The following is a 15,972-nucleotide window of genomic DNA, read 5'->3' on the forward strand; positions in this document are numbered from 1 at the left end:
TCCGCGGGATCCGTGCCTGCGGAGGCACGCCTTCCCCCGTGCGGAGGCGCGCCTTCACAAATGTGGGGGCCGGGGCCCGATGCCGCACCCGGCCCCCGCCCCGCAGCCTGTGTCCAGTGCCCCTTCCGCCCGTCCGGCACCCCGGCCGGCGGATGATCATCGGAGGACCTGGTGGGAGAACCCGTCCCTGTCGACGTCGTCGCATTCGACCCCGTGCTGGAAGCGGGAACCAAGAGCACCCTGTTCGCCTGCCCGGAAGTGTCCCTGACGGCCCCGGGCGCCGCACCGCGGGTCGTGGTCATGACCGTGGACCAGGTCGGCCGGCCGGAGCTCGACGTCCTGCGCACCGTCCGCGACACCACGGCCCGCCCCGATGTGGTGCTGGTGGCGGGCGAGTTGGCGCCCGACGGCGCCCTGCACGCCATAGCCGCCGGAGCCCGCGGGCTGCTGCGCCGCCGCGAGGCGGACGTCACGCGGCTCTCGCGCGCCGTACTGGCCGCCTCCCGCGGCGACTGCACGCTGCCGCCGGACCTCCTGGACCGGCTGCTGGAGCGCTCCGGCGCGGGCGGCCGGGCGGGCGGGCGGTCCGACGGGGACGCCGGCCCGTGGGCGGCCGGCCTGAGCGACCGGGAGCGCAGCGTGCTGCGCCTGGTCGCCGACGGCCACGAGACGAACGAGATCGCCAAGCAGCTGTGCTACTCGCCGCGGACCGTGACGAGCGTCGTCCACGACATCACCCAGCGGTTCCGGCTGCGCAACCGGGCACACGCGGTCGCCTACGCCCTCCGGGTGGGCCTGCTGTGACCGCCGTCGCCGAACTCACGCGCGAGACCGTGGCCGTACGGGTTCCCGCACCGGCGGACCGGCTGAGCCTGCTGCGCCAGGCCGGGGACGGCCGGATGCCCTACCCGGCCCTGGTCCGCCTGCTCGGCGGGGCCACCGCGGGCGGCGCCGGCCGCGCCCCCGCCACCGCGGGCACCACGGCCGCCGGTGCCGCCGTACCGGCGCCCCGGTCCGCGGCCCCGGCGGACGCGCCCCGGCTCACGGCCCGCCAGACCGCGGTGCTCACGCTGATGGCGGAGGGCCACGGCAACGCGGTGATCGCCCGCACCCTGTCCTGCTCGGAGCACACGATCAAGAACGTGATCTACGAGCTGATGTCCCGCCTCCAGGCCCGCAACCGGGCCCACGCCGTGGCCTGCGCGGTCCGCCACAGCCTCATCTGAGATCGTTGTTCCCCGGAACACGCCTCCAGGGCAGCGGCGCGGTGTACGGTCGTCGCCCATGACGGCGGGCCGGGGGGGCTGGTGTGGCATGAGCGGTGATTTTCGCTATCGGGCGGAACGGATCGCGTTGGGCCTGATGGCCACATCGGGTGTCGTGGTGCTGCTCGCGGATCTCTTCGGCTGGCTCGACGCGTTGGCGCCCGGGGGTGCGCTCCCGAAGGTCACGCTGCTCATCCTGAGCACGGTCACGGTGTTCCTCCTGCTGGAGATCGACCGCCTGAGAAAGCTCGACGACGTCCAGGCGCAGGTCGGCGCGCTGGACGCCAACATCGAGGCACACCTCTCCAAGCTGGACATCGACTCGGTCGCGCAGCGGCTCAAGCAGGAGCACTACAGCGGCGTGGTCAGGGTGCACCGGCGCTTCCCCGAGGACGAGTTCACGGGGTTCGTGAACGGCGCCGCGCAGGAGGTCGTCATCCTGCAGACCTGGATCCCCAATCTGGAGCACATCGAGCCCGCATTACGGAAGGCGATCGTCGACCGGCAGGTCCCGGTGCGCATCATGCTGCTGCACCCGGCGTCGCCCGTGGCGGGCCTGCGGGACGAGGCGTTGACGGCCGTACGCGATCGCGCCCTCGCGGTGGACGTGAAGGCGAGCGTGGAACGGTGCCTGGCCGGCCTCGCCGAGCTCTGCCTGGAAATCCGGCAGGAGAGCCGGTCACTGCTCCGGGTGCGCGTGTACAACTCCCTGCCGTCCATCGCCGTGTTCAAGGCCGACGGTCATTTCCTGGTGAGTTCGTTCCTGCACGGCCAGCTCGCCATCGATTCCACCCAGACCGAGATCGACGGCGACGACACCGTCATGGGCACGGAGGTCCGCAAGGAGCTCGACACCCTGTGGCGCATCGGCCACGACGTGGACCTGGGCGACTGGCGCAACTCCATCGGGGACATCAGCCTGTGAACCACGGAAAGGTACGACCCATGCCCATGCCCATGCACGAGCTGGACGCGTTCGAGGACACACTGGTCGAGCGGTTCAGGGAGCACCCGGTCCTGGCGAACATCGCGCTGCTGCCGGACGAGGACTTCGCCGCCCTGCTGCTCCAGCGGCGCTTCGTCTCCCTCGCCTTCACCCCGTCCTACGATCTGGCGATCGACCTGCTGCGCGACGAGGCGGGGCGGCGGATCGCCCGTGTCATCCTGCGCGAGGAGTACCCGGGCGGGGACGGGCACACGCCCTCGCACCGCGAGGACATGACGCACGACCTGCGCCGGCTCGGGGTCTCCAGGCAGGCCCTGGTGGCGTCGAGACCGACGGCCGCGACGCGGCGCGCCATCGGCGACGCCTTCGAGCTGATCGCCGAATCGGGCGCCCACGACAACTGCGACCTGCGGCTGCTGACGGTCCTGCGGTTCTGGGGCGAGGTCCTGGTCTCGGTCGAGTACGGACGGCTGTGGGAGCGGATGGGCCCCCTGTTCTCCCCTGCGGGCGAGAGCCGCTCGCGCTTCTACCACCCGCACCACGTCCACGACGCGAAGACCCAGCCCCTCGCGAGGGTGTCCCTGCTCTCCGGCTCCCACTCCGACCGCCTGGCCGCGCGGGTGACCGAACTCCTGGCCCGGGAGGAATCGAGCGACTGCTTCAAGGAGCTGGAGGAACGCTCGGTGCAGCTCAAGACCGTCTTCTACGACCAGTTCCTCCCGGCCCTGGACCGCGTGGGGGTCTGACCGGATGCTCCCGCGCGGCCGCCGATGACCCTGCACGGTCCGCGCTGCCGGCGGGCGGGGTCACGGCGCAGCGGGCCGCCGCTGTCCTCCGGGCCGAGGAAGATCACCCCGCAGGGTTTCCACCGGATCACCCCGCCGCACGCCGTCGCCCCGCCGGGCAACGGCCCGGCGGGGCGACGGCACGAGCAGCAGGCTTCCTCAGCCCTCGTCGGGGGTCAGCCGCAGCGAGATCGAGTTGATGCAGTAGCGCTGGTCGGTGGGCGTGGGGTAGCCCTCCCCCTCGAAGACGTGGCCCAGGTGGGAGCCGCACTTCGCGCAGAGCACCTCGGTGCGGACCATCCCGTGCGAGACGTCCGCCTTCAGCTCGACGGCGTCGGAGTCCTTCGGGTCGAAGAAGGACGGCCAGCCGCAGTGCGACTCGAACTTCTCCGTGGAGCGGAAGAGCTCGGCGCCGCAGGCGCGACAGGAGTAGACGCCGGCGGTCTTGGTGTCGGTGTACTCACCGCGGAACGCCGGCTCGGTGCCGGCCAGGCGCAGCACCTGGTACTCGGACGGCGTCAGCTCCGCCTGCCACTGCTCGTCCGTCTTCTCGACCTCGTACGGCATGACTCTCCCGCTCCCTCGTTGCTCAGTCGGTCAGCCGGGCGAGGATCGCCGGACCGAGGTCCGTGACGTCGCCCGCGCCCATGGTGAGAACGAGATCACCGGGCTTCGCCATTCCCGCGATGACGTCGGCGACGGCGGCCTTGTCGTGCTCGGCGGTGACGTCGGCGCCCGCGGTGCGGGCCGCCGCGATGATGATCTCGCTGGTGACGCCGGGGATCGGGTCCTCGCGGGCCGGGTAGATGTCCAGGACCACGGCGGAGTCGGCGAGGGAGAGGGCCTGGCCCATCTCCTTGCCCAGCTCCTGGGTGCGGGAGAAGAGGTGCGGCTGGAAGACGACCAGGATCCGGGAGTCCCCGGCGGCGCCCCGGATCGCCTCCAGGTCGGCGGTCATCTCGGTCGGGTGGTGCGCGTAGGAGTCGATAACCTGCACGCCCGCGGCCTCGCCCTTGAGCTGGAGGCGGCGCTTGACGCCGGTGTACTTGCCGAGGGCGGAGGCCAGGTTGTGCGCCGGGATGCCGAGGGCGACACCGGCGGCCAGGGCCGCGACGGCGTTGTGCGCGTAGTGGCGGCCGGGCACGGAGACGGTGAAGGTGAGCATCCGGCCGTCGATGACCACGGTGACCTCGCTGGTCAGACCGCGCGGGGTGATCTTCGTGATCCGGACGTCGGCGCCCTCGTCCTCGCCGTACGTGACGACGTTCAGGCCCTCGGCGGCGCGGACCCGGCCGGCGATCACGGCGGCGCCCGCCTGGCCGTGGGCGACGACCAGGGTGCCGCCGGGCACGATCTTGCCGACGAAGGTCTCGAAGGACTCGTAGATCTCGTCCATCGACGCGTAGTTCGCGTGGTGGTCGAGCTCCGCGTTGAGGATGATCGCGACCTGCGGGGTGTACTTGTGGAAGCTGCGGTCGCTCTCGTCCGCCTCGGCCACGAAGATGTCGCCCTCGCCGTGGTGGGCGTTGGAGCCGGGGGCGTCCAGGTCTCCGCCGATGGCGTACGAGGGGTCCAGGCCCAGGGCCGACAGGGACACGGCCAGCATCGAGGTGGTGGTGGTCTTGCCGTGCGTACCGGCGACCGCGATCGGCCGCAGTCCGTCCATCAGGCCGGCCAGGGCGTCGGAGCGGTGCACGACGGGGATGCCGAGCTCGGCGGCGCGCGCCAGCTCCGGGTTGTCGGCGCGGATGGCGCTGGAGACGACGACGCAGGTGGCGTCGTCGGCGAGGTGGCCGGCCGCATGCCCGATGTGGACCGTGGCGCCGTGGGCGCGCAGCGCCTGGGCGGTCTCGGAGTCCTTTGCGTCGCTGCCGGCGACCTGCGCGCCGCGCTGGGCGAGGATCTTCGCGATGCCGGACATCCCGGCGCCGCCGATGCCGATGAAGTGCGGGCGTTCCATGGCGTTCGGCAGGCCGGGCGGCGTCATACGGGATCTCCCCAAGGTGCGGGTCGGTACGTCGGGGGTCTCGGCGGTGCGGACCGTCCCGGCGCGTGTGTCGGACGCCAGCCTATTCGTTGTGGGCGAAGAGCTTGAGCACGGGAACCCCGACCTTGTGGCGCGCGCGGGAGGCCCAGTCCCGGTGGAAGAACTCCTCGACGAAGTGCGGGGCGGTCAGAACGATCACCTCGTCGGCGTTCGACTCCTCCACGACGCTCTTGAGCTTGTCGAGCGGGTGGTCCTCGATGATCTGCCCGCTGGCCTTGGCGCCCTTCTTGCGCAAGGCCTCCAGGGAGAGCACGAGGGCCTGCTCGGCCGGGCCGCGGGCGGCGTGGCCCTCGGGCACGTCGGCCTCGCGGAGCGCCTCGGGGAGCTCGCCGAGCGCCACGTCGTCGATCGCGCGCAGCAGCCGGTCCTGGTCGCCCCGGGGCTGCATCAGGACGAGGAAGGAGACCGGGTCGTCCCCGTGCAGGCTGGTGACGAAGTCCACGTCGAAGCCGGTCAGCGGCTGCTCGATCATCAATACGCTCGTGAACACGGACACCCTCTCCTTCATGGGCCCGGGCCGGTCGGCCGGCCCCTGCGGAAACCATCCTGCCCCGCTCTCGCACGGGGCCTTGCGCGGATATGTCTGCCCAGGTATGTGCCCGGCGGAAGCCAAGCGGAACGGCAAATTCCGCCCCTCGTCAGATCCGACGGTAGCTCGTGAAGAGGAACCCGGCCTCCTCCAGTACACAGGCGGGCGCCAGCCGGTGCGGCACGGCGACCGAGGGCCCTCCGGAGATGCGCTGGGCGTCACCCGCCACGAGCATCGGCGAGATGGTCAGGCACAGCTCGTCCAGCGCGTCCGCGGCCACGAACTGCCCCAGCAGCCGGGGCCCGCCCTCGGTGAGCTGGCGGCGCAGCCCCCGGTCCGCGAGTTCCCGTACCACCCTGGCCGGATCCGCACCCGCCCCGTCGCCGGCCACCACGACCTCCACCCCGGCCTTCGCAGCCGCGGCCACCCGTTCGGCGGGCGCGGCCGCGCCGGTCACCACGAGTGTCGGAACCAGTGGGGAGGTGAACAGGGGCAGGGAGAAGTCCAGGTCCAGGGAGGCCGTGACCACCGCGATGGCGGCCGCGGGGCCCTGCCCGGCGGCCGCGCGCCGGGCCGCGAACGCCTCCCGGGCCCGGGCCGGGCGGTAACCCTCCTGGCGAACCGTTTCGGCGCCGACGACCACCACATCGGCCAGCGCCCGCAGGGTGCCGAAGATCCGCATGTCGGTCTCGCCGGAGATCGGCTGCGAGCGCCCTTCGTGCTGGGCCGCGCCGTCCAGGGTGGAGACCATGTTGGCCCGCAGCCAGTGGTCCTCGGGGCCGAGCTCGGGGTACGCGTACGCCTCCGCCAGCTCGTCCAGCGACCACTCCCGGTCACCGCGGTCGGCGGGGGCTGATGTCTGATCGGTCACAGGGAACAGGCGTCGCATCGATGCAGTGTGCCACGCCCCGTAGAGTGAAGAGCTGTGTCGACATCACTCTCCACCTCCGGATCCACCTACGGGCGACCCCCGATAGCCGGCCCGGCCGACGTCGGCCCGCAGGCGCTGTGCGCCCGCGAGCCGCGGGTCCCCGCCGAACGGCTCGTGGCCGAGATGGTGCCCCCGCCGCGTTTCGACTCGGTGCGCTTCGACACCTACAACCCGGACCCCACCCAGCCGAGCCAGGCCGAGGCCGTCACCGTGCTCAGCGGCTTCGCCGCCGGCCTGGGCGGATCCCATGCGAGCGGCAGCGGCAAGCGCCGCTGGTTCGCGAAGAAGCCTGCGGCCCCGACGGCCCCGCGCGGGGTCTACCTCGACGGCGGCTACGGCGTCGGCAAGACGCACCTGCTGGCCTCCCTCTGGCACGCCACCCCGGCCGAGCCCGCGCTCAAGGCCTTCGGCACCTTCGTGGAGCTGACCAACCTGGTCGGCGCGCTCGGCTTCCAGCAGACGGTCCAGACCCTGGGCGGCCACCGGCTGCTGTGCATCGACGAGTTCGAGCTGGACGACCCGGGCGACACCGTCCTCGTCTCCTCGCTGCTCAGCCGCCTCGTCGAGCAGGGCGTGGCGCTCGCCGCCACCTCCAACACCCTGCCCGGCAAGCTCGGCGAGGGCCGGTTCGCCGCGGTGGACTTCCTGCGTGAGATCCAGGGGCTCTCGGCACACTTCCGCCCGCTGCGCATCGACGGCCAGGACTACCGCCACCGCGGTCTGCCGGAGGCTCCCGCGCCGTTCTCGGACGAGCAGGTCACGAAGGCCGCGTACGCGACCGAGGGCGCGAGCCTGGACGACTTCCCGGGCCTGCTGGAACACCTGGCCCGGGTGCACCCGAGCCGGTACGGCGCCCTCACGGACGGGATATCGGCGGTCTGCCTGACCGATGTCGGCCCGGTCCCGGACCAGTCGACGGCGCTGCGGCTCGTGGTCCTGGCGGACCGCCTGTACGACCGCGAGATACCGGTCCTCGCGTCCGGAGTGCCCTTCGACCGCCTGTTCAGTGAAGACATGCTGAACGGCGGCTACCGGAAGAAATACTTCCGCGCCATCTCACGGCTCACCGCACTGGCACGCGACGCGAAACCCCTGGTGTCCCAGTAGGTTTGGGGCGCCGACCCGTTCCGTACGGGCCGGCCGTTCCCCACTTCTGCGAAGGGATCCACCATGGCCACCACGCGTACCGCGCACACCGAATGGGAAGGCAACCTGCTCAAGGGTGCCGGTGTCGTCACCCTCGACTCCTCGGGCCGGGGTTCGTTCGACGTCTCCTGGCCTTCGCGCGCCGAGGCCGCGAACGGCAAGACCAGCCCGGAAGAGCTGATCGCCGCCGCGCACTCCAGCTGCTACTCGATGGCCCTCTCGCACGGCCTGGACGGCGCCGGCACCCCGCCCACCCGGGTGGAGACCAAGGCCGACGTGACGTTCCAGCCCGGTGAGGGCATCACCGGCATCCACCTGACGGTGCGCGCCGAGGTTCCCGGCCTGGACGCGGAGGGCTTCGCCGCGGCCGCCGAGGACGCGAAGAAGAACTGCCCGGTCAGCCAGGCGCTGACGGGCACGACGATCACCCTCAGCGCCGAGCTGATCTGACGCCCGCCCAGGGCCGGGGACCCTGGATCCCCGGCCGGCGCTCCGCGAGGTGCCGGGCCGGGGCGGGTCCGGTGGGGTGAGGGGGGCGGGGCCTCGTACGCGTCAGGCCGCGGGCAGCGGGCCCGCGTGGTAACACGGCCCCCTCACCCCTCGCCCTCGCCCGGGAGCCGCCGATGTCCGTCACCCGCCGCACCCTGCTCGCCGCCGGCACCGGCATCGCCTTCACCGGGGCCCTCGGCGTCCTCTTCGCCGGGAGTTCCCACGCGGCCCCGCCCCGGCAGGGGTACGGGCCGCTGCTGCCCGACCCCGGCGGGCTGCTCGACCTGCCCGCCGGGTTCGGCTACCGGGTGCTCTCCCGCGCCGGCGACCCCCTCCGCTCCGGCGAGGGCACGGTACCGGCCAACTGCGACGGCATGGCCGCCTTCGACGCGGGCTCCGGCCGCGTCCGCCTCGTCCGCAACCACGAGAACCGCACCACCGCCGCCCTCCGCGTCCCCGCCGTCGAAGGCCTCGCCTACGACCCCCATGCCCTCGGCGGGTGCACCCTCCTCGAACTCGACCCGGGCGGCCGCGTCACCGCCGAACGCGTCGCCCTCGCCGGCACCGCCGTCAACTGCGCGGGCGGGCGCACACCCTGGAACACCTGGCTCAGCTGCGAGGAGACCGAGGACCGGGCCGGAACCTCCGGGTACACCAGGGACCACGGCTACGTCTTCGAGGTCGACCCCGCGGACCCGCACCGCAGCGGCGCCGTCCCCCTCTCCGCGATGGGCCGCTTCGCGCACGAGGCCGTCGCCGTGGACCCGTACCGCGGGACCGTCTACGAGACCGAGGACGCGTTCATCGAGCCGTTCGGGCTCTTCTACCGGTTCCTGCCCGCGCGGCCCCTCGGCGGCCCCGGCTCCCTGCGCGCCGGCGGCGCCCTCCAGGCCCTGCGCGTACCCGGGCTGGCGGACCTGTCGGTGGTCGACGAGCCCGGCGCCGAGTTCCCCGTCGAATGGGTCCCCGTACCGGACCCTTCGGCGGCCGGCACCGCGATCCGGTTCCAGGACTTCGGGCCGGGCGGCGTCACCCACGCGCAGAAGCTGGAAGGCTGCTACTGGGGCGACAGCGGCGTCCACTTCGTCTCCAGCTACGCCCGCCGGAAGGAAGGCGCGGCCGCCGACCACCACGGACAGGTGTGGTTCCACGACCCGCGCCGCTCCACGATCCGCCTGGACGTGCTCTTCGGCCCGGCCGCCGACATCCAGCTGCCCGGGGACTCACCCGACAACATCTGCCTGGCCCCCGACGGCGGCCTGATGGTGTGCGAGGACGGCGGCGGCGCACAGTACGTCTTCGGCGTCACCCCGGGCGGCGAGGTCTACCCGTTGGCCCGCAACGCCGACGACATCGGCCGTCCCGGGGCCCCGGAGTGGGGGGAGTTCGCCGGGGTCACCTTCTCCCCGGACGGGCGGACGATGTACGTCAACGCCTACACGCCCGGGACCACCTTCGCCGTGACGGGCCCCTGGCGCTGACCCCGGGCGGTACGGCGGGGACGCCTCACTGCGCCGGCTGCTCCGCGTCCCCACCGGTGCGGGGGCAGCCCCCCCCGGCCGCGCCCGCGCAAGCGTCGGCCTCGGCGCCTTCGACCCCGCCGCGACGCCCGGCGGCCCCTCCGGCAAGGCCGCCGGCCTGGCCGCCACCGCACGGCTCGCCGCGCCGCTGCCTCCCTCCGGGAACGGCTGTACGCGGCCGGCACCGACGACCGCAGCGTGTGGCCCGCATACCAGCACGCGTACGAGCCGGCCCCGGAGCGCTGCTCCAGCGACGCCGCGCCCTGGTACGTCGTCCCCGCGGACCGCAAGTGGTACCGCAACCGGGCGGCCGGCACGCTGCTGCCGGAGCATCCGGAGGAGATCGGTCCGCGCTATCCCGAAGCCGGTTTCGACGTCGAGGCGTGCCGCGCCCGTCTGCAGCAGACCTGCGACGGTGCAGGCGCGCGACGCGAAGGCCCGCCCCGGCGCCGCTACAGTCCTATTGGCAGATCGTCATATATTTTGCATCCGTGACCCTTTCTGTGCGCAATGCAGCGGTCGCGGCCGCGCTCGGTGCCGTCCTCTGCACCGCCCTCGCCGGATGCGGCGGCGGCACGTCCGGCTCCGGTTCCCATTCCGGTTCCGGCAGCCAGGCCCGTACGGGCACCCCCGGCGCCTCGGCGGCGCCGTCCTCCTCCGCCGCGCCGCAGGCCGCCGGCTCCTCCCCCGCCGCCGCCCCGTCGCCCGCCAAGGCCCCGACCCTCGCGCCCGGGCCGAACGGCCTGACCCCGGTCTTCGAGCGGGCCAGGCAGCAGACCGACAAGACCGTCGCGCTGACCTTCGACGCCGACATGACCTCCGACCAGGGGCCGCGCGCGGCGGGCGGGGAGCACTTCGACAACCCCCGGCTGATCGCGACCCTGCGGCAGCTCAAGGTGCCGTCCACGATCTTCATGACGGGCCGCTGGGCCGAGGAGTACCCGGACCAGGCCAAGTCCATCGGCACCGATCCGAACTTCGAGATCGCGAACCACTCGTACAGCCACTACGCCTTCAAGTCGCCCTGCTACGGACTCCCCGCACTCGACGAGGCCGCCGCCCGCGCCGACGTCGACCGGGCCTTCGAGGCCTTCCGCAAGGCCGGCGCCGTCAACACGGTCCCGTACTTCCGCTTCCCCGGCGGCTGCTACGACGACCAGGCGCTGCGCGCCATCTCCACGGCCAAGGTCACGGCCGTCCAGTGGGACGTGGTCAGCGGGGACGCCTTCGCGAAGGACCCGAACGCGGTGGCCGAGCAGGTCCTCACCGGGGTGAAGCCCGGCTCGGTGGTGGTCATGCACTGCACGCGCAGCGCCGCCCCGGTCACCGAGGAGGCCCTCCGGGCGATCGTCCCGGAGCTGCGCAAGCGCGGCTACCGCTTCGTGAAGGTGTCCGAACTCATCGGGAAGTAGGCCGGGGCCAGGGGCCTCAGCCGGAGCAGGCCGTGCGCTGGGCGTCCTGCCACTCGCACACCGGGCACAGCACCACGCCCGGGGTCGCGACCCCGTACTCGGTGGGCTTTCCGCACTCCAGGCAGTCGGCGTACGGCGGTCCGGCCACCCTCCCGGCCGGCGCCTCCGGGGCCGGGGGTCCCCCCAGCGGTGGCCGGGGGAGGCAGTACGACTCGGTCTCGGCCGGCCGGTCCACTTCGTCCATGCCCACGAGCGTACTCAGCCCCGGCGCGCGCTGACGAGGCAGGCCACCGCACCCGCTGCGCACGCCAGCACCAGCGCCCCCGCGCAGGCCGTCACCGGCAGCGTCACGGTGTGCGCCCGGGAACCCTCCACCAGCGCGGTCACCGCACTGCGCGCCGGGGAGCCGGCGATGCCCCAGGCCAGCAGGGAGCCCAGGCCGCCCGCCAGGACCGCGACCCCCGTCGAGCGCAGCAGCGGCCGGCTGCACAGCGCCCCCACGGCCGCGCCGGTGAGCGTGCACGCGAGGAGCGCCAGCACCCCGGCCAGGGCGGCCTCCTCCGGTTCCACGTGTTCCACCGTGCGGGGGTCGCCGATCAGCAGCACCACCGCCGTGCCCACGGTCCCGGCAAGCAGCGCCCCGCCCAGCGCGGTCAGCAGGGCGGCCGCGTGGACCCGTACGGGACCGGCCGCGGCGGCCGCGCAGTCGCGGGCGGCGTCGGGCTCGTTGGTCACGCAGATCCGGACCAGCCAGGCCGTGATCGGTACCAGTCCGGCAGCCGTGAAGCCGAGTGAATCCAGCAGCGGGTCGCCCGGGCGGACCCCGGCGGCCAGGAACGCCGCGTACAGGAGCAGCGGGCCGATCCAGCGGTGGGAGCGCAGCAGCAGGACGCTCTGGTATCGCAGCAGGCCGGTCACGGCAGCTCCTCCACGGTTCGGATGTGCCAGGGCGACTGCGCGGTGAGCAGTTCGCGCAGCACCGCGTCCGAGCGGGCGGCGGGCACCGTCAGCAGCAGGCCCCCGCCGGGCGCGGGCTCCGCGGCCAGGCCCGGGGGCGGCTCGGAACCGGGCGGTCCGGCGGCCTCGATCCGTACGTACGGCCCCGCGTCCGCGGTCTCCCGTACGGGGACCAGCGCGACCCCCTCGACCCGGTGGTGCGCGTCGGCCGCGCCCGCGAGCCGCGCCGGGTCGTGGTCCACGAAGACCACGGTGCCTCCGGCGGCGGTCCGCTCGGCGACGGCCCGGTCCAGCTCGGCGCGGGCGGGCGCATCCAGGCCGGTCCAGGCTTCGTCGAGGACGAGCAGTCCGGGCTCGGCGAGCAGCGCCTGGGCGACGGCCACCTTCTGGCTGGAGCCCTTGGAGAGTTCGGCCAGCGGGGTGTGCGCGTACGCGGCGGCGCCGAAGCGCTCCAGCCAGCCGGCCGCCCGGTGCGCCGCCTCCGCGCGCGCGAGCCCGTGCACCCGGCCCATGTGGGTCAGGTAGGCCGTCGCCGTGAGCGGCAGCGCCGCCGGGAAGCGCTCGGGGACGTACGCCGTGCGGCGCGGGCGACCGGCGATCCGCCCCTCGGAGGGGGTGTCGATCCCGGCGACGATCCGAAGCAGGGTGGACTTGCCGCCGCCGTTGCGGCCTTCGATGCGGACGAGGGCGCCGGCCGGCAGGTCGAGTTCGACTCCGCGCAGCACCCAGGGCCGCCGCAGTCCGTAACGGCGGCCCACGCCGGTGAGCTTCAGTGGGCCGCCGCCGTCTCGGTCACCTCGCTGGGGCGGACGATGACGAAGCCGTCCCCGCGCAGCATCAGCTGGATGGCCTCACCGGAACCGCCGCGGATCATCGAGCCGACCGACTGGGAGCGGTGCAGGCCGGTCTCCAGCTGTGCGCTCCAGCCGACCACCGCGTCGGTGTCCACGTACACGGGGTTCTGGGCGGTGACCGGGATGATGATCGGGTTGCCGTCGCAGACCACGGCGAGCTTGCCGGTGCCGGTGAAGAGGCTGTTGAAGAGGCCGCCGCCGGTCATGCCGCCGCCCTTCAGCATCTTGATCTCGTACGAGAGCGTGGAGTCGAAGCAGAGCACGTTGCGCCCGTTGACGGTCAGCGAGTCGCCGGGCTCGAAGTCGATGATGAAGCAGTGCTCGGCCTGGTGCGCGAACCAGGCCTCGCCCTGGCCGGTCACGGACATCAGCGCCAGGCCCTCGCCGGTGACGGCGCGCTTGAGCATGCCGCCTATGCCCTGGCCCTTGCGTTCGAACCGGAGGTTTCCGCGGAAGGCGACCATCGAGCCCTGGCGGGCCAGCATGTCACCGTTGACGGTGTATTTCACCGACTTGGGGTTCTGCAGGGTCATGCCGGGCGTGGGAGACGGCTGGGCCATGTTCTCGGCCGCGAATAGATCGCTCTTCATGGACATGATCCTCGCCCGGGGCGGGACCCTGCGGCATCATCCCGAAGTCGGAGCCTGGCATCCTTGGCGGGATGAGCAGCCGGCACCGGAACCACACTTCAGACGTACCTGCGGTCGGGGCGGACAGCCCTTTCCGGCAGGAACGCATCGCCCGCGACGAGGCACCGCAGTTCGTCCTGCCCTTGGTGGTGCGGATCGAGAAGGCGGAACCGCCGGCCCGGACGGACGCGCTGGAGACGGCGGCCCGGGCCGTGCTGGTCCTGCTGACGGACGAGCGGGCGCACGGCGAAGGCGAGTGGGCCGAGGCGGTCCGGGACTGGCAGGACGCGCGGATCCGGAAGGTGGTGCGGCGGGCGCGCGGGGCGGAGTGGCGCAAGGCCGCAGCCCTGCCCGGTGTCACGGTGCACGGTCACATGGCGGAGGTACGGGTCTTCCCGCCGGTGCCGTTGGACGGCTGGCCCAAGGAGCTCGCCAAGCTCCAGGTCTCGGGGACCGACCTGGACGACCCGGAGCCGGTTGCTCCGGCCACGCCCGGGATTCCGGTGCTGTGGCTCAACCCGGACCTGGAGATGTCCGCAGGCAAGGCGATGGCCCAGGCCGGGCACGCGGCGCAGCTCGCCTGGTGGGAGCTGACCGGCCGGGAGCGCACCGCCTGGCAGGACTCCGGTTTCCGGCTGGAGGTACGGACCGCAACGCACGAGCAGTGGCCGGAACTGAGCGGGAGCGGGCTGCCGGTGGTCCGGGACGCCGGTTTCACGGAGATCGCCCCCGGCTCGGCGACGGTGGTCGCGGACCACCCGGCACTGCGGGCGCGTCTCTCCGGCGGAGTTCCGGGCTGACGCAGAACCTCACATGTGGACGGCGCGCCCTGGCCGGCGCACTGGAACGCGACCGGTGGCCCCTGCCTTCCCTCGCAGCGGCCACCGGCATCGGATCCCTGGCCGTCGCCCTGTACACCCTGGTGGCGAGGTAAGAGCAACCAGTGCCACGGCCGGCACCGCAGCCCTCACACGACCGCGCCCCCTCTCCGGTGGGCCGCCAACTCCCGACAGTCGGCGGCCCCTCTCATCCCTTCAGCGAGCCAACGAGCTGTGCGCGCTCGCGCAGTTCGCGGACTGCCCGCACGGTGGCGTAAGGCTGGAGACGCAGCGTCATCACCTCGAAGTGCTCATCGCCTCGCGCCGAGGAAAGGCCCTCGTACTCGTCGAGGAACCGGCCCCACGACTCGCACGCAGCCTCAACGTGACCGATGGCAAGTTGCCGTTGGGCTAGCACCCCGTACGCGTGCAGACGCCCCTGATGTTCGTTGGCGGGCTGGACGCGGATGGACTCCTTCAGCGTCCGGACCGACCCCGGCATGTCCTTCGTCTCGTTGAGGACGTGCGCGACGTGGAAGAGGTACGCCGTCCGGTCGTAGCCGCCGATTGACTCACGGCGGTCGTCTGCCTGCGTGAGTGCCTGCTCTGCCTCGCGCAGCCGGGCGAACGCGCCGCGCTTGTCGCCGACCATCGCGGCCCCGTGTGCCTGCTGACCCCGCAGGAACGCAACCAGCCGGGGACCAGCCACCGGAGCCGCCTCGGCGGCCGAGTCCGCCAGCTCCAGGGCACGACGTCCGTAGCCCAAATTTGATGCCTGGAGGCTCATCCCGCGCAGCGTCCGGCAGTACGTGACATGGTCCTCGGCCTCCCCAGCCAGCTTCAGGGCGCTCACGTAGTACTCCTGGCCAAGCCTGTGCTGCCGCTCGTACATCGCCATCCACCCGGTGAGGTAGACGAGGTCAGACGCAGCAGCCAGCAGGCTGCGGCGTACGGGCGCCGCGGCCTCGGCCTTCAACCAGGGGCCCACCGTGTTGACGAGGAAAGCCGCGGCCATCGGACGGGCGTGGCCGGCGCCGAGTTCGTCGAGGATGTCCGCGATCCGGTCGGTCATCGTCTGTACGGCGGCCACCTGACCCTGACCCACGCGGGTAGTCCCCTTGCCCGGCCCGATCGGGTCCGGGCTGTCGGCCCGAGCGAGCGAGGGGAACAGCGGGATGGCAAGCGCGGCGGAGAAGACGCCCGCCGCGATGACGCGGCGTCGGGATGGATCCATGTCGGCCCTTCCGAGATCTACGAGGTCCCGAACAGTGTCCGGCGCCTCGCCGCCGGGCGGCGGTGTGAGACCGGCTTCGGCGTAGGTGACCGGGCGGGCGAGCTTCCGCTCGAACGCTTCGATGATCAGTGCTCTGACCTGCGCGCGAGGCTGGTGGCCTGCGATCCATTGGGATACGGCGGGCTGGCTGTACTTGAGTGCGATCCCAGCCTCGGCACCAATGCGGTTGATGATCGATGCGAGCTGGCTGCGAGACCATCTGGCCTGTTCAAGCAGGGCCGACAGGCCGACATTTGGTGTGCGTGAGTGGTGCGCCATGTGCAGCTCCCGACTGGTGCATGGCTTGCATACTTCTCCGACGCTTCAACGGTACTCGCGGGCAGGGGTGGTGGGGTTATCTCTTCATACCG

At 72.8% G+C, this 15,972-nt stretch carries 19 protein-coding genes; 10 read left to right on the forward strand and 9 right to left on the reverse strand.

The features are described 5' to 3' along the window. Positions 1 to 171 precede the first annotated feature (171 nt). The 4 genes from ABTY04_RS27130 to ABTY04_RS27145 all read left to right on the forward strand — a co-directional run bounded on the left by ABTY04_RS27130 (position 172) and on the right by ABTY04_RS27145 (position 2,957). On the forward strand, positions 172 to 804 hold the full coding sequence (locus ABTY04_RS27130) for a helix-turn-helix transcriptional regulator (RefSeq protein WP_352216008.1): 633 nt from the start codon (positions 172 to 174) through the stop codon (positions 802 to 804). After that, positions 801 to 1,226 (forward strand): helix-turn-helix transcriptional regulator, encoded by a 426-nt coding sequence (locus ABTY04_RS27135; RefSeq protein ID WP_352216009.1) that lies wholly within the window; start codon positions 801 to 803, stop codon positions 1,224 to 1,226. The genes ABTY04_RS27130 and ABTY04_RS27135 overlap by 4 nt, the downstream gene beginning before the upstream one ends. A gap of 88 nt (positions 1,227 to 1,314) precedes the next feature. Then, positions 1,315 to 2,190 carry a hypothetical protein gene (locus ABTY04_RS27140; protein WP_352216010.1) on the forward strand — a complete coding sequence of 292 codons (876 nt, stop codon included), beginning with the start codon at positions 1,315 to 1,317 and terminating at the stop codon, positions 2,188 to 2,190. Positions 2,191 to 2,210: 20 nt separating this feature from the next. After that, positions 2,211 to 2,957 carry a hypothetical protein gene (locus tag ABTY04_RS27145; RefSeq protein ID WP_352216011.1) on the forward strand — a complete coding sequence of 249 codons (747 nt, stop codon included), beginning with the start codon at positions 2,211 to 2,213 and terminating at the stop codon, positions 2,955 to 2,957. Between the two features lie 198 nt (positions 2,958 to 3,155). Here the strand turns inward: ABTY04_RS27145 and msrB are convergent, their stop codons facing one another. The 4 genes from msrB to ABTY04_RS27165 all read right to left on the reverse strand — a co-directional run bounded on the left by msrB (position 3,156) and on the right by ABTY04_RS27165 (position 6,461). Next, on the reverse strand, positions 3,156 to 3,563 hold the full coding sequence (gene msrB / locus ABTY04_RS27150) for a peptide-methionine (R)-S-oxide reductase MsrB (RefSeq protein WP_352216012.1): 408 nt from the start codon (positions 3,561 to 3,563) through the stop codon (positions 3,156 to 3,158). 22 nt (positions 3,564 to 3,585) lie between these two features. Next, positions 3,586 to 4,983: a UDP-N-acetylmuramate--L-alanine ligase gene (murC, locus tag ABTY04_RS27155; protein WP_352216013.1), complete on the reverse strand. Its 1,398-nt coding sequence runs from the start codon at positions 4,981 to 4,983 to the stop codon at positions 3,586 to 3,588. Positions 4,984 to 5,065: 82 nt separating this feature from the next. After that, positions 5,066 to 5,533 (reverse strand): indole-3-glycerol phosphate synthase, encoded by a 468-nt coding sequence (locus ABTY04_RS27160; protein WP_352216014.1) that lies wholly within the window; start codon positions 5,531 to 5,533, stop codon positions 5,066 to 5,068. A gap of 148 nt (positions 5,534 to 5,681) precedes the next feature. Then, entirely contained in the window at positions 5,682 to 6,461 is a 780-nt protein-coding gene (locus ABTY04_RS27165) for a pyrimidine reductase family protein (RefSeq protein ID WP_352216015.1), read from the reverse strand. A gap of 84 nt (positions 6,462 to 6,545) precedes the next feature. Between ABTY04_RS27165 and zapE the strand changes: the two genes are divergently transcribed. The 5 genes from zapE (at position 6,546) to ABTY04_RS27190 (ending at position 11,070) form a co-directional block, all read left to right on the forward strand. Further along, the gene (gene zapE / locus ABTY04_RS27170) at positions 6,546 to 7,610 is read left to right on the forward strand and encodes a cell division protein ZapE (RefSeq protein ID WP_502996726.1); all 1,065 of its coding nucleotides are present in this window, start codon (positions 6,546 to 6,548) and stop codon (positions 7,608 to 7,610) included. Between the two features lie 63 nt (positions 7,611 to 7,673). Then, positions 7,674 to 8,099, forward strand: a complete 426-nt coding sequence (locus ABTY04_RS27175) for an OsmC family protein (RefSeq protein ID WP_352216017.1) — start codon at positions 7,674 to 7,676, stop codon at positions 8,097 to 8,099. A 173-nt stretch (positions 8,100 to 8,272) separates the two neighbouring features. Continuing rightward, positions 8,273 to 9,619: an alkaline phosphatase PhoX gene (locus ABTY04_RS27180; RefSeq protein ID WP_352216018.1), complete on the forward strand. Its 1,347-nt coding sequence runs from the start codon at positions 8,273 to 8,275 to the stop codon at positions 9,617 to 9,619. Positions 9,620 to 9,826: 207 nt separating this feature from the next. After that, complete coding sequence (locus tag ABTY04_RS27185) at positions 9,827 to 10,153, forward strand: hypothetical protein (RefSeq protein ID WP_502996727.1); 327 nt, start codon at positions 9,827 to 9,829, stop codon at positions 10,151 to 10,153. Next, positions 10,150 to 11,070, forward strand: coding sequence for a polysaccharide deacetylase family protein (locus ABTY04_RS27190; protein ID WP_352216020.1), 921 nt, complete (start codon positions 10,150 to 10,152; stop codon positions 11,068 to 11,070). The genes ABTY04_RS27185 and ABTY04_RS27190 overlap by 4 nt, the downstream gene beginning before the upstream one ends. 16 nt (positions 11,071 to 11,086) lie before the next feature. Here the strand turns inward: ABTY04_RS27190 and ABTY04_RS27195 are convergent, their stop codons facing one another. Genes ABTY04_RS27195 through ABTY04_RS27210 form a run of 4 tightly spaced genes read right to left on the reverse strand, consistent with a single transcriptional unit; the run spans position 11,087 to position 13,471 of the window. Next, entirely contained in the window at positions 11,087 to 11,314 is a 228-nt protein-coding gene (locus ABTY04_RS27195) for a hypothetical protein (protein ID WP_352216021.1), read from the reverse strand. Between the two features lie 14 nt (positions 11,315 to 11,328). After that, positions 11,329 to 11,988: an ABC transporter gene (locus tag ABTY04_RS27200; RefSeq protein WP_352216022.1), complete on the reverse strand. Its 660-nt coding sequence runs from the start codon at positions 11,986 to 11,988 to the stop codon at positions 11,329 to 11,331. Continuing rightward, on the reverse strand, positions 11,985 to 12,800 hold the full coding sequence (locus ABTY04_RS27205; protein WP_352216040.1) for an ABC transporter ATP-binding protein: 816 nt from the start codon (positions 12,798 to 12,800) through the stop codon (positions 11,985 to 11,987). The genes ABTY04_RS27200 and ABTY04_RS27205 overlap by 4 nt, the downstream gene beginning before the upstream one ends. Further along, positions 12,797 to 13,471: an AIM24 family protein gene (locus tag ABTY04_RS27210; protein ID WP_352216023.1), complete on the reverse strand. Its 675-nt coding sequence runs from the start codon at positions 13,469 to 13,471 to the stop codon at positions 12,797 to 12,799. Before ABTY04_RS27210 ends, ABTY04_RS27205 begins: the two co-directional genes overlap by 4 nt. A 71-nt stretch (positions 13,472 to 13,542) precedes the next feature. Between ABTY04_RS27210 and ABTY04_RS27215 the strand changes: the two genes are divergently transcribed. Then, positions 13,543 to 14,310, forward strand: coding sequence for an aminoacyl-tRNA hydrolase (locus tag ABTY04_RS27215; RefSeq protein WP_352216024.1), 768 nt, complete (start codon positions 13,543 to 13,545; stop codon positions 14,308 to 14,310). 226 nt (positions 14,311 to 14,536) lie between these two features. On the opposite strand, the gene ABTY04_RS27220 is transcribed toward ABTY04_RS27215, so the two are convergent. After that, complete coding sequence (locus ABTY04_RS27220) at positions 14,537 to 15,880, reverse strand: NsdA family TPR-like regulatory protein (protein WP_352216025.1); 1,344 nt, start codon at positions 15,878 to 15,880, stop codon at positions 14,537 to 14,539. Positions 15,881 to 15,972: the final 92 nt, after the last annotated feature.

Origin of the sequence: Streptomyces sp. NPDC097981 (assembly GCF_040302565.1) — a bacterium.
GTDB lineage: Bacteria > Actinomycetota > Actinomycetes > Streptomycetales > Streptomycetaceae > Streptomyces.